The organism is Acinetobacter sp. 12966 (assembly GCF_031196995.1).
Lineage (GTDB): Bacteria > Pseudomonadota > Gammaproteobacteria > Pseudomonadales > Moraxellaceae > Acinetobacter > Acinetobacter geminorum.
The window spans coordinates 97,763-109,971 of the sequence record NZ_JAVIMC010000065.1; the positions used below are offsets into that span (position 1 = coordinate 97,763).

The following is a 12,209-nucleotide window of genomic DNA, read 5'->3' on the forward strand; positions in this document are numbered from 1 at the left end:
TGAAGATTAACGAGACTTTTTCTGCCGGACTTCATATTCATTGTTTTAAATGAGGATGTTTTTTATGCGCATTATTTTACTCGGACCACCTGGAGCAGGCAAAGGGACTCAGGCTCAGTTGATCTGTAAGCGCTACAATGTCCCACAAATTTCAACCGGTGATATGCTCCGTGCTGCGATTCGTGAAGGTACTGAATTAGGTCTAAAAGCTAAAAGTGTAATGGAATCTGGCGGTTTGGTTTCAGATGAACTTATTATCGGTTTAGTAAAAGAACGTATTGCTCAACCTGACTGTGCAAATGGCTGCATTTTTGATGGTTTCCCACGTACTATTCCACAAGCTGAAGCTTTGGAAAAAGAAGGGATTAGCATTGATCACGTGATTGAAATTGATGTTCCTGATGAAGAAATCGTAAAACGTCTTTCTGGTCGTCGTCAGCATCCAGCTTCTGGCCGTGTTTATCACACTGTATACAATCCACCTAAAGTGGAAGGTAAAGATGATGAAACTGGTGAAGATCTTGTTCAACGTCCAGATGACCAAGAAGAAACAATCCGTAAGCGTTTAGCATCTTATCACACTGAAACAGAGCAATTGGTTGGTTTCTACCAAGGTCGTGCTGCTTCTGGTGAAAATGCGCCAACTTATGACAAGCTTGATGGCTTGCGTACAATTGAAGATGTACAAAAAGATTTGTTCAACATCTTAGACAAATAATTTAATATTGTTTGTGATAATGAGCCCTCTTTGTGAGGGCTCTTTTCTTTGATTAGGTGCAGGAGAACAATATGAAAATCATATTGATTTTGGTGGTATTGCTGAGTCTGGCACTATTAATATTTTTGGCTTTTCAAAGCTACAAAATGCTGAGACAGGTTCAAAGACAAGCAAAAGAAGAGCGTAATGAAAAAAAGCGTCTAAAGTAAGTTTGATTGGGTATGATCCCTATACCCAATCTATTTTTAAGCTTCAATATTTTTAATGGCAATTTGCTTTTGTGCGCCAAATTCAAATCGATCAGGCCAGTTACAGACATCAGCAACAACACATTCTGCACATTTAGGTTTACGGGCGATACAACAATAACGACCGTGCAATATGAGCCAGTGATGCGAATCTAAAATAAATTCTTTAGGAATAACCTTAATTAAGCGGTGCTCAACTTCAAGTACATTTTTACCTACGGCTAAACCAGTTCGATTTCCCACTCGGAAAATATGGGTATCGACAGCCATAGTCGGTTGTCCAAAAGCTGTATTTAAAACTACATTGGCTGTTTTACGTCCGACACCCGGTAAAGCTTCCAAGTCTTTTCTATTGCTTGGAACTTCGCTGTTAAATTGTTCCATTAAAATCTTACAGGTCTTAATGACATTTTCTGCTTTAGCGTTGTAAAGGCCAATTGTCTTGATATATTCCTTTAACCCATCTACGCCTAAGTTATAGATTTTCTCTGCTGTATTTGCCACAGGGTAGAGCTTATCAGTTGCTTTATTAACACTTACGTCGGTCGCTTGAGCTGACAACATAACTGCAATCAGTAGCTCAAATGGAGATGAATATTTTAACTCGGTTTGAGGTGAAGGTCGTTGTTCGCGAAGGCGTTCAAAGAAAATTTGAATCTGCTTTTTCGTCATATTTTTGACGGCCATTCAGACCTCCTGTAATTGAATGAGTTGCTGTTGTAGTTCATCAAGTTGAAGACGCTTTTTAGCATCTTCTCGAACACTGAGCTGCTTTTCCAACTTTTTAATTTGTGTACGAATTTTCGCTAATTCAATTGTGGTTTTTGCATCGTTTACAATCGCTTCTTTTGGCTTCTCGATGAGCTCAATTGAAGGTAAATCATCAAGTGCTTGAGAGAACTGTGCAAACAGCTGGGTATCAATTTCAGCACGTACCACCGGGCCTTTACGATGTATACGACGTTTCTCTTCACGTTGAATATGCGCGTAATAACGTTGTCGTAAATCATTTTGCTCCGCAATGCGTTGCTGTTCGCTTGGTAATGCTTGCGTGTCTTCGACCAAATCAATGCAATCTACCGGACAAGGTGGAATACATAGCTCACAACCCGTACATAAGTCAGTCAAAATGGTATGCATGAGCTTACCACTTCCAATAATAGCATCTACAGGGCAAGCACTAATACATTTGGTGCAACCAATACATTCATCTTCTCGAATAATCGCTTTCATTCGCTGGGGACGACCATCGGTCTGCACAGGCCATACGCTAGTCTCAGCGGTTAATACAGGACGATTTAATAGATTCGCGAGTGCATCGGCTACAGGCTGACCACCTGGAACACATTTATTTGCTTCTTCACCTTCAGCAATCGACTTTGCGTAGGGTAGACATCCATCACGATGTCCACATAAACCACACTGAGTCTGTGGTAATAACGCATCAATCTCGCGTATGAGAGAAATAGATGAATTCATAGTGGGCAAATAGCTTGGTTAAAACGATGCGATAATGAAGAAAAACCTAAGTAAGGTCAATGGATTTTAACGAATTTATTGGCTTTTTGGTTGACCTAAAATGTAGCTAATATTGCACAATAATAGATCAATAAAAATAAAAAGATAAATGACTATTTCTTATTTTTAAGTAGTTTTTCTAAAAATAAGTTTTTGATAATTAAGATAAATAAAATAATTTAAAATAAGTATTGTTAAAATTGATGGAAAGGGATTTAATATTTTGCTGCTAAATGATGCATTTAAAAATGTATTGCACCAATTTAATTCATTACTATGCTGAGGACCGTGCATTGAAATACAACAACCTGAATGAATTCCTGAATTACGTGCAAGCGCGTGATCCGCATCAACCTGAGTTCTTGCAAGCTGTAGAAGAAGTCATGACAAGTTTGTGGCCATTTATTGAAAAAAATCCAGAATATGCAGAGCAGGGATTGCTAGAACGTTTGGTTGAACCTGAGCGTGTGATTCAATTCCGTGTTTCATGGATGGATGATCAAGGCCAGACTCAAGTTAACCGAGCTTTCCGCGTTCAATACAATTCAGCAATTGGTCCATTCAAAGGTGGGATGCGTTTCCATCCATCCGTCAATCTATCAATTTTAAAATTTTTAGGTTTTGAACAAACTTTTAAAAACTCACTTACTACCTTACCAATGGGTGGAGGGAAAGGTGGTTCAGATTTTGATCCTAAAGGTAAATCTGATGCTGAAATTATGCGCTTCTGTCAAGCATTAATCATTGAGCTTTATCGCCATTTAGGACCAAATACGGATATTCCTGCGGGTGACATTGGTGTGGGGGCACGTGAAGTTGGTTATATGGCAGGCATGATGAAAAAGCTGAGTAACGACACCGCTTGTGTCTTTACCGGTAAGGGAATTTCATTTGGGGGTAGCTTGATGCGCCCTGAAGCAACTGGTTATGGTACGGTTTATTTTGCAGAAGAAATGCTAAAAGCCCGCGGACAATCTTTTGCTGGTAAAACAGTTTCTGTTTCAGGTTCTGGTAACGTCGCACAATATGCAGCAGAAAAAGCGATGTTCTTAGGGGCAAAAGTTGTTACTTTGTCGGACTCAAGCGGCACAGTTTATTTAAAAAATGGTTTTACAGATGAGTTGCTTGCTGAAGTAATGGAACTGAAAAACGTTAAACGTGGTCGTATTTCCGAGTTTGCTTCTAAACATGGTTTTGAATATTTTGAAGGAAAAACGCCTTGGCATATTCCTGTTGATATTGCTTTGCCATGTGCTACACAAAATGAATTAACGGGTGAAGACGCTAAAACACTTATTTCTAACGGTGTCATTTGTGTAGCTGAAGGTGCTAATATGCCATCAACACTTGAAGCAGTTGAACACTTTATCGAAGCTAAAATTTTGTATGCGCCAGGTAAAGCATCTAATGCGGGTGGTGTGGCAACTTCTGGTTTAGAAATGTCTCAAAATGCAATTCGTTTAAGCTGGACCCATGCTGAGGTCGATGAACGCTTACATGCAATTATGAAAGACATTCATGCCAACTGTGTTAGATACGGTACTAAAGAAGACGGTACTGTGAACTATGTGGATGGTGCCAATATTGCAGGTTTTGTAAAAGTTGCTGATGCAATGCTTGCCCAAGGTATTTTCTAAGATATAAATAAAAAAATCCGATGCATAAGCATCGGATTTTTTTAGTCTAAAAACTTATTTTTTAGGTTTTTTAACTAACTCTTGTTCTACAACCATATCTAATACATCTGCTTGACTAGATTGGTCTGCAGCTGGGTTTTTCACTTCAAAACGTTTTACACGCAAAATTACGCGTTGGTCTGGTTTGTGTTCAAAACCTTCGATTTGACCGTAATATAATGACCAGTTTTTGTCAGCGTAAGTTTTAACGCCTTTGTCATCATATTTAATTTCACGAACTTGCATACAAGTTTGTGGCGCAACACCAGTACAAGATTTAGTTTCTGAAGCAACTTCTAGGAAAACTGTTTTTCCTTCAGATTGATATTTTGCTTCAGGTGTCATTTTACCTGTGAAGGTATATTTCTGGCCTTGAGCATCAGATACTGTCAATGTGGGTTGATCAACATTTGTAGTATTGAGTTCAAACGGAATTGCACGTTTTTGGAAGAGGCTGCTAGAGAACTGTTCCTGTTTCATTAAAGCAGGTTCACATGCCATCATCGTCGACATTACGTCTGTCGTTACAATCGTATTGTTTTCAACTTTCCAGGTTGTGCCTTGGCGGTTACAACCTGTTGCGATAGATAGACGATCATTTGTAAAGTTAAGAACGATTGGCTTTTTAGTATTTTCAGGCTGATATGACCAAGAGTAATCTGTTAAAGCTTGAGTATTAACTGCTTTTTGACCTTGGAAAATGTGTTTTTGACCAGTTTTATCTGTCACCGTTAAAATCACTTGACCATTAGTGTTGCTAATTTCGATTGGTAATTTTGCTTCGTTGAAGATGCTATTCGACAATTGTTCTTGTTTCATTAAATCATCTTGGCAAGCCATTCTAGTTGAAACAAGATTAGAAGTAACAAGTTGGTTACCTTCAACTTTCCAAGTACCGCCTTGGCCATTACAACCTGTATTGATTGCTAATTTACCATCTGCATTAAAGTTAAGAATAAGTGGCTTAGATGCTTTTACATTTTGATAAGTCCATGCATATTCACCTAAAGTGGTTGCAAGGTTTTGTTGTTGCTCAGATACAATTGGAGCAGGAGTATTAGTAACTGTTTGACACGCCATCAAAGAAAAAGGTAATAACGCAAGAATTAAATATTTAATTTTCATTTAAAAACTTCAAGTAAAAAACAACAGTAATAAGCTTAAAACATTCAAAAAAAAAGAAAATGTAAACATTTGATTGTTTCGGTTTTTAAAATGTATAAGTTTGTAAATTATTCTAATTTTCAACAAAAATAATGGTATACCCCGCAAAACGGGGTATTTCTTAATAATTAATCAAAACGATAGATGTCCATTCCTAATGAGCCCATTGTGAAGCTACTATGAACAATCGTAAAGCGATTGCCTGTACCCATAGCAAAAAACAAAGGTGCAAAATGTTCAAGCGTAGGGTGGTTGCGTTTTACGTAAGGTAGTGTTTGCCAGTCTAAAACTCCATCATAATCTTGATGGGAAAGCTTATTAACGACAGTATTTCTAAATGTTGAAGCCCATTCAGGAACTTTAGAGTTGTCGCCTTGCCAAGATAACTCTGCAAGATTATGAGTAATACTTCCCGAACCAATGAGTAAAATTTGTTCGTCACGTAAAGGGGCGAGCGTTTGTCCTATACGATAAATTTCTTGTGCGCTTAAATTTGATGGCAAAGAAATTTCAACTACAGGAATGTCTGCCTCTGGATACATATGCAATAAAGGCATCCACACGCCATGATCACGAGGACGTGTACTGTTGGCATGTGCAACAAAGTGAGCATCGGCCAATAATTTTAAGATTTCTTCTGCTAATGCTGGATCGCCAGGCGCACTGTAGCGAATTTCATATAACTCTTTAGGAAATCCACGGAAGTCATGCCACGTTTCAGGACGAGTAGAAATGCTCACTTCAAGTGCTTTACTTTCCCAGTGCGCAGACATCACAATAATTGCCTTTGGTATAGGAAGATTTGTGCCTAGACGGTGTAGAGCAGGTCCCACTTGTTCTGGATCAAGTGCAAGCATGGGTGAACCATGTGAAATAAACAGTCCGGGAAGGGTTTGTAGTTCCATTTCATTACACCTGAGTTGAAAAGCAGAATAATAGGTATTATGCCAAAATCAGGACATGATAAAAGTATCCAGATTTCAACGGATTGTTCTTAAAATGAAACGTTTGTTCCTTTTATGCACGGTGGTAGGGATGATTGTGATTAATACTCATGGCTCGATATAGTTGCTCGATTAATAAAACACGTACTAAAGGATGAGGCATCGTAAGTTTTGAAAGTGACCAATGCCAAGCGGCAGCTTTTCGTACTTGATCTGACAAACCATCTGGACCGCCGATAGCAAGTGCTACATCATTGCCCTCAAGCATCCATTGTTTCATTGTGTCAGCTAATTTCTCTGTACTCAGTTCCCGACCACCAACTTCTAGAGCAATTAAGGTTTCATTCGGTTTTAAAGCATTTAAAATGCTTTCGCCTTCAATTTGGCAATATTTTAAAATATCTGCTTCTGAATCATTCTTACCACGTTTGGCCATAGGTAGTTCAATAACTTGGGTTTGAACAAAAGGTTGGATGCGTTTGAAATAATCTTCAAAACCAGTAAGAACCCAAGCAGGCATTTTTTGACCAATGGTCAGAATACGAATTTTCATGTTATCTATTCATTCAAAAACAGCTGGCGCATTATACCTGAGTAATGAAAGCATCTGACGATCTAAAAGACAGGCATAAAAAACGCAGTCCAAAAAACGGTGTTGGACTGCGATCAAATGATCATCTGTCTGGAGTTCAGATGATCATAGAGAATATAAACAAGGCTATCTAAGAATTAGACAGTTAAGAGTACTCATTTATTTAAATACTCTTATTACCTATTATGAGGATGGTTGGATATTTTTCAATCAAATTATGTAACAAAAAAAAGAGAGCCCAAGCTCTCTTTTTCCATATTTTTAATTAGTGACGTGCTGCTTTTGAGCCTTCCACCGGTTTTACAATCGGTGTTTTAGGTAAAGGTTTTGGCATCGAAACTAATGCTAAAGGCAAGATGTCATCAATACTTTTCACAGCTTTGATTTCCAAACCTTCTTTAACATTCGCAGGAATTTCTGCTAAGTCTCGAACGTTGTCTTGAGGAATAAAGACAAGCTTGATTCCACCACGGTGTGCTGCAAGAAGTTTTTCTTTTAAGCCACCAATACGCATTGCACGACCACCTAAGCTTGTTTCACCAGTCATTGCAATATCAGGACGAATTGCAATACCTGTAAATGCTGATACAAGCGCAGTTGTTAATGCTAAACCAGCAGATGGACCATCTTTTGGTGTTGCACCTTCAGGTAAGTGAACGTGTACATCAGTTTCTTCAAAACGAGAAGCTTCAATACCTAACTCATCGGCACGTGTACGCACTAAAGTCATTGCTGTAGTAATAGATTCTTTCATTACGTCACCGAGCGAACCAGTCGTAATGAATTTACCTTTACCTTTGACAGCTGCAACTTCAATTGTAAGTAATTCACCACCTACAGATGTCCAAGCTAGACCATTTACGCGTCCTACTTGTGCTTCATCTTCTGCGATACCGAAGTCAAACTTGTGTGGACCTAAGTATTCTGGAAGATTGGCAGAAGTCACATCAAGTTGTAAGTTTTTAGACTTTTTACTTACTGCTTCTTTTACCACTTTACGCGCAATTTTAGATACTTCACGTTCTAAACTACGTACACCAGCTTCACGTGTATAACGCTGAACAATGTCACGAATCGCTTCTTCATGAATTGTTAACTCTTTTGGACGTAGACCATTGTTCTTAATTGCTTTTGGAACAAGGTAACGTTCAGCAATGTTAACTTTCTCATCTTCGGTATAACCCGGTAGACGAATAACTTCCATACGGTCAAGCAAGGCTTCTGGAATATTCATACTGTTTGCAGTACAGATGAACATCACTTCAGATAGGTCAAGATCAAGATCTAAATAGTGATCGTTGAACTTACTGTTTTGTGATGGATCTAATACTTCAAGCAATGCAGAAGCAGGATCGCCACGGTAGTCTTGCGCCATCTTGTCAATTTCGTCGAGTAAGAACAATGGGTTCTTCACGCCAACTTTTGTTAAAGATTGCACAATTTTACCTGGCATCGCACCAATATAAGTACGACGGTGACCACGAATTTCTGCTTCGTCACGTACACCACCAAGTGCCATACGAACAAATTCACGACCAGTTGCTTTCGCGACAGACTCACCAAGTGAGGTTTTACCTACACCAGGAGGGCCTACTAAACATAGAATCGGACCTTTGAGCTTTTTAACACGCGACTGAACAGCTAAGTATTCAACAATACGGTCTTTTACGTCATCTAAGCCGTAGTGATCTGTATCGAGAATTTCCTGTGCTTTCGCAAGGTTGATACTCACTTTGCTCGCTTTATTCCACGGTGTATCTAAAATTACTTCTAGATAGTTACGTACAACAGCTGCTTCACTAGACGCTGGTTGCATTGCTTTAAGCTTACGGAACTCAGCTTCAGCTTTTTTACGTACGTGTTCAGGTAAATCAGCTTCAGCAAGACGTTTCTCTATTTCAGCAACGTCATCTTCAGCACCGCCATTCATGTCAGAAAGTTCACGTTGAATGACTTTCATTTTTTCATTTAGAAAGTATTCACGTTGATTTTTTTCCATTTGGCGTTTTACGCTGTCATGCAAAGTTTGTTCAATTTGCTGTTCAGCAGATTGATTTACCAAGTAGCTCATAAGCTCTTGCAAATGTGCTTCAAACTCATCGTGCTCTAAAAACTTCTGTTTAATTTCAATATTTAGAGGCACACGTGTTGCTACGAAGAACATGAGTTGTAGCAAGTCTTCAATTTTATTAGCCGCAGCAACGAGTTCGCGTGCATTACGTAATTTTGCTTCAGCATATTGAGCAAATAAAGTACGCAACTCTTGCAAACGAGTTTCTTGAGTAGCTTTATCTACGTTAATTGTCATTGGACTTAAGCTGTGTTCAGCAGTCAAATGGCTATCTTCATCGATAATCTTTTCAAGTTTAGAGCGATGTAAACCTTCAATAAGTACTTTAATGCAGTTTTCATCATTCTCATGATTTACGACTTGAACAATCTTAGCGACAGTTCCGTACTGATAAAGGTTATCGTGATCAATTTCTTCTGTAAGCGAATCTTTTTGCGCAACTACAAATACTAAATTGTCACTGTTACGAGCCACATCAACTGCATTGATCGATTTTTCACGACCCACGAATAACGCAATTTGCATGTGTGGGTAGACCACTACATCACGTAACGCTAAAAGTGGTAATACACTTGGAACCTGAGGCTCTAAGTCAGTTTTTTCATTCATAATAAGTTCAGACATGGGCACTCCTAATGAGTGACAACGAGGTTGCCATGTTTTTTATAGTGATGTGTATTTCAAAAATTACAAGGGCCTCTCTATAGAAAATGTGGAAAAAATGACTAATTTAGTCAACTTTTTTATTAAAATATTATGAATCAACGGATTAATTCTTAAGAAGAATACAATTTTGTAGAAAGGATAGGTAATTTAGCTTAATAATTATGAAATATTCATGTGGTAAAAAAGACGTTTGGATGGAAAATAACCATTTTCTTGTGTCATTTATCGGCATTGTATAATTAACAATAATGCAAAACTTATTTAATATTGAACGTTAAATAGCCATGTTAATATAAGTTGGTAAATCGGTCTGTCACGTAGAAGTAACCACCCTTAGGGTGGTTACTTTTATGATTTTAGGGGCATTAAAAACTTAAGACTAATTTTAATTTTCTATAAATATTATCTTTTAAAATAATAAATATGTTGAGGGGTGAGTAAAGCATCTAAGGGTTGATCCCAACTTTGACGTTTTAAAGTATGTTCAATAAATTGAAATTGATGAGCCATTCCCAAACGATAAGGCTTATGTTTTGCACTAGCCAATGTACGGTCATAATAGCCGCCTCCCATACCAATACGCGTACCGTATTGGTCACAAGCTAAAAGTGGCATGAGCAATAAATCAAGTTTAGATACATGTTTTCCTCTTGTTGCCATGGGTTCTTTCATACCCAATGGATGATGAGAAAAACGTCGATTTACATATTGGTTTTTAGATATTCTTACCCAGACTAAACGTTGGTTCATAGAACAAATCATAGGTAAATAAACTTGTTTATTTTTTTGAAAACATAACTTTATGATCAGATCTGTATGAACTTCTCCGAAGGCATGTAAATATAAACCAATTTTTTTTGATGAATGAAAAATAGCAAGACGGTTTAAATGATGGAGAACATTAAGCTGAGCCTGTTTTTGCTCAAATGAGCTTAAAGAACGTCTTTTAGATCTTAAATTTTTTCTAATAAAGCTGAGTTCATTCATGTATAAATCTAACTAAGATTAAAGATCAGTCGTGCAAAATTATACCTATTTTTCCACTGCTTTATGGAAATAGAAGGGTAATTCGAAAATAACTTAAATTCGTTGAACCAATAGTCATAAATTGATCTGATCTATTGTGTTTAACTATTAAAAATTCTATTTCTTTACGTATTACCAGTATTTATTTACATTTAATAAGATTAAGTATATTTAAAAGATTAATGCAGAATTGTTAAACCTATGAAGTTGAAAATTTTAACCATTACAATAAGCGCTGGTCTGCTACTTGGTGGATGTACGAAACAAGCCGAACCTGAAGCGGCAGAAGTTGATTATAAAGCTCAATTTGAAGATTCAGACCGTAAAATTGGAGAGTTTTTAGATCAACTAGATAACCCGAATACGCCTCAAGAAGTTAGAGTCAAAATCTTATGTTATGACTATCCAGAAGTTTATAAGACCCAATATATGCCTGCCTTAATAAAAATTTCGCCTAAACCTTATACCGAAGAGAAATTATTAGCGGATTTGAAAAGTGCGACTGACTATTATAAGGATGCTTTTGCGATTAGATGCACTCAATAATTTTTTATTGAATTTAATCTCAAAAAATCTGATAAATGTGAATTGATTGGCATTATTGGGTTGTGATAAATTTTCTTTTGTCTTTATAAGTGAAAGTTCAGGGGATTGAGATATGGAAATCTTAAAGTTCTTACAGAGTTTTAATACAGTTGGTACATACTTAACGATCGCTTCAACAGTTTTAGTAGGTCTAATTATTTATTTTTATGTGATTAATCCAGCATAAAAACCTTTAAAAGAAATAGGGATCAATTTCCTATTTTTTTTATTAATAATAAAATTCTGTAATTAATTTAAAGCTATAAAAATAAGGTAGGTATATGAAGTTCAAATTATTTTTTCTTGGTTTTTTAGCTTTTGGTTGTTATGCCGATGAAAGTGTAAGTGACCCCGAAATTTGTAATGTGGTGAAGAAAGTTTCTTATACTGTCATGGAAGCGCGTCAACAAAAAGTCCCATCTAAAGACTTGCAGCATATAGCGAATAGTCTTGAAGATCCAAAGGCAAAACAACTTTATCAAGATCTAATTACTTCTGCTTACTCAACCAAAGTATTCAAGACCACCTTCTTTAAAAGAAAAGCGATAGAAGATTTTCAAACAGCTTGGTATCAAGAATGCCTGAGTAGAAAAGAAAATTAACTTTGAGTGCAGAGATTCATTGATCTTTAAAATAATAATGTTATGAATTATTGAATGCTTGAGAGAAGTATCGTACTGACAGGTCTGTATGAAAGGATGAGTGTTCTGAATTTTATTATTTAACTAAAAATAAATGCTCCGAAGATGCCGCTGCATGTGTCGTTACCCTGAACCCGACGAGTTCAAGGTGGACGCGACGTATACTTGCTGGGTTTCCTACTCGAAGGTAGGCATACACTCTAAATATACAGAACGCAATCCATAAGTTTAAGTATCGGCAGGGGAATAGACCCGCTGGCGAACATCCCAGAGATAGCTTAAGTATAACCGATCTGACTATGTTGGCAATCACTTGAGTCTATGGAACTGTAAACTTAGTTTGCGTTTGATGAAGCTTTG

The 12,209-nt window shown here is 37.2% G+C and carries 13 protein-coding genes and 1 other RNA gene; 6 read left to right on the forward strand and 8 right to left on the reverse strand.

What is annotated here, in order from left to right:
* The first annotated feature begins 64 nt into the window (after nt 1-64).
* Together adk and RFW85_RS10280 are read left to right on the forward strand one after the other, a co-directional pair.
* Nucleotides 65-718, forward strand: coding sequence for an adenylate kinase (gene adk / locus RFW85_RS10275; RefSeq protein ID WP_002117671.1), 654 nt, complete (start codon nt 65-67; stop codon nt 716-718).
* 71 nt (nt 719-789) lie between these two features.
* Nucleotides 790-927, forward strand: coding sequence for a hypothetical protein (locus tag RFW85_RS10280; RefSeq protein ID WP_327742271.1), 138 nt, complete (start codon nt 790-792; stop codon nt 925-927).
* 36 nt (nt 928-963) lie between these two features.
* On the opposite strand, the gene nth is transcribed toward RFW85_RS10280, so the two are convergent.
* Complete coding sequence (gene nth, locus RFW85_RS10285) at nt 964-1,653, reverse strand: endonuclease III (RefSeq protein ID WP_068551176.1); 690 nt, start codon at nt 1,651-1,653, stop codon at nt 964-966.
* Nucleotides 1,654-2,445, reverse strand: a complete 792-nt coding sequence (locus RFW85_RS10290) for an RnfABCDGE type electron transport complex subunit B (RefSeq protein WP_170248917.1) — start codon at nt 2,443-2,445, stop codon at nt 1,654-1,656.
* A 272-nt stretch (nt 2,446-2,717) separates the two neighbouring features.
* Here RFW85_RS10290 and gdhA point away from each other — a divergent pair, with 272 nt between their 5' ends.
* Nucleotides 2,718-4,121, forward strand: coding sequence for an NADP-specific glutamate dehydrogenase (gdhA, locus tag RFW85_RS10295; protein ID WP_170248918.1), 1,404 nt, complete (start codon nt 2,718-2,720; stop codon nt 4,119-4,121).
* A 54-nt stretch (nt 4,122-4,175) separates the two neighbouring features.
* On the opposite strand, the gene RFW85_RS10300 is transcribed toward gdhA, so the two are convergent.
* From RFW85_RS10300 to RFW85_RS10320, 5 genes are all read right to left on the reverse strand, one after another.
* On the reverse strand, nt 4,176-5,285 hold the full coding sequence (locus RFW85_RS10300; protein ID WP_170248919.1) for an META and DUF4377 domain-containing protein: 1,110 nt from the start codon (nt 5,283-5,285) through the stop codon (nt 4,176-4,178).
* A gap of 167 nt (nt 5,286-5,452) precedes the next feature.
* Nucleotides 5,453-6,229 carry a class III extradiol ring-cleavage dioxygenase gene (locus RFW85_RS10305; protein WP_170248920.1) on the reverse strand — a complete coding sequence of 259 codons (777 nt, stop codon included), beginning with the start codon at nt 6,227-6,229 and terminating at the stop codon, nt 5,453-5,455.
* Nucleotides 6,230-6,341: 112 nt separating this feature from the next.
* Entirely contained in the window at nt 6,342-6,821 is a 480-nt protein-coding gene (gene rlmH / locus RFW85_RS10310; protein WP_002054393.1) for a 23S rRNA (pseudouridine(1915)-N(3))-methyltransferase RlmH, read from the reverse strand.
* A gap of 304 nt (nt 6,822-7,125) precedes the next feature.
* A complete protein-coding gene (lon, locus tag RFW85_RS10315; RefSeq protein ID WP_002117591.1) occupies nt 7,126-9,555 on the reverse strand; it encodes an endopeptidase La in 2,430 nt (809 codons plus the stop codon).
* Nucleotides 9,556-9,999: 444 nt separating this feature from the next.
* Complete coding sequence (locus tag RFW85_RS10320) at nt 10,000-10,584, reverse strand: 5-formyltetrahydrofolate cyclo-ligase (protein WP_171545273.1); 585 nt, start codon at nt 10,582-10,584, stop codon at nt 10,000-10,002.
* A 240-nt stretch (nt 10,585-10,824) separates the two neighbouring features.
* Between RFW85_RS10320 and RFW85_RS10325 the strand changes: the two genes are divergently transcribed.
* From RFW85_RS10325 to RFW85_RS10335, 3 genes are all read left to right on the forward strand, one after another.
* Nucleotides 10,825-11,169 (forward strand): hypothetical protein, encoded by a 345-nt coding sequence (locus RFW85_RS10325; RefSeq protein ID WP_170248921.1) that lies wholly within the window; start codon nt 10,825-10,827, stop codon nt 11,167-11,169.
* A 112-nt stretch (nt 11,170-11,281) separates the two neighbouring features.
* A complete protein-coding gene (locus RFW85_RS10330; protein WP_002117788.1) occupies nt 11,282-11,395 on the forward strand; it encodes a hypothetical protein in 114 nt (37 codons plus the stop codon).
* Between the two features lie 94 nt (nt 11,396-11,489).
* Entirely contained in the window at nt 11,490-11,810 is a 321-nt protein-coding gene (locus RFW85_RS10335; protein ID WP_309171498.1) for a hypothetical protein, read from the forward strand.
* Nucleotides 11,811-11,941: 131 nt separating this feature from the next.
* On the opposite strand, the gene ssrS is transcribed toward RFW85_RS10335, so the two are convergent.
* A non-coding RNA gene (gene ssrS / locus RFW85_RS10340) (6S RNA) lies at nt 11,942-12,126 on the reverse strand.
* Nucleotides 12,127-12,209: the final 83 nt, after the last annotated feature.

Bases quoted from the DNA above. Each gene is read 5' to 3' on its own strand.
- adk (WP_002117671.1), top strand. From the start codon at position 65: ATGCGCATTATTTTACTCGGACCACCTGGAGCAGGCAAAGGGACTCAG.
- RFW85_RS10280 (WP_327742271.1), top strand. From the start codon at position 790: ATGAAAATCATATTGATTTTGGTGGTATTGCTGAGTCTGGCACTATTA.
- nth (WP_068551176.1), bottom strand. From the start codon at position 1,653: ATGGCCGTCAAAAATATGACGAAAAAGCAGATTCAAATTTTCTTTGAA.
- RFW85_RS10290 (WP_170248917.1), bottom strand. From the start codon at position 2,445: ATGAATTCATCTATTTCTCTCATACGCGAGATTGATGCGTTATTACCA.
- gdhA (WP_170248918.1), top strand. From the start codon at position 2,718: ATGATGCATTTAAAAATGTATTGCACCAATTTAATTCATTACTATGCT.
- RFW85_RS10300 (WP_170248919.1), bottom strand. From the start codon at position 5,285: ATGAAAATTAAATATTTAATTCTTGCGTTATTACCTTTTTCTTTGATG.
- RFW85_RS10305 (WP_170248920.1), bottom strand. From the start codon at position 6,229: ATGGAACTACAAACCCTTCCCGGACTGTTTATTTCACATGGTTCACCC.
- rlmH (WP_002054393.1), bottom strand. From the start codon at position 6,821: ATGAAAATTCGTATTCTGACCATTGGTCAAAAAATGCCTGCTTGGGTT.
- lon (WP_002117591.1), bottom strand. From the start codon at position 9,555: ATGTCTGAACTTATTATGAATGAAAAAACTGACTTAGAGCCTCAGGTT.
- RFW85_RS10320 (WP_171545273.1), bottom strand. From the start codon at position 10,584: ATGAATGAACTCAGCTTTATTAGAAAAAATTTAAGATCTAAAAGACGT.
- RFW85_RS10325 (WP_170248921.1), top strand. From the start codon at position 10,825: ATGAAGTTGAAAATTTTAACCATTACAATAAGCGCTGGTCTGCTACTT.
- RFW85_RS10330 (WP_002117788.1), top strand. From the start codon at position 11,282: ATGGAAATCTTAAAGTTCTTACAGAGTTTTAATACAGTTGGTACATAC.
- RFW85_RS10335 (WP_309171498.1), top strand. From the start codon at position 11,490: ATGAAGTTCAAATTATTTTTTCTTGGTTTTTTAGCTTTTGGTTGTTAT.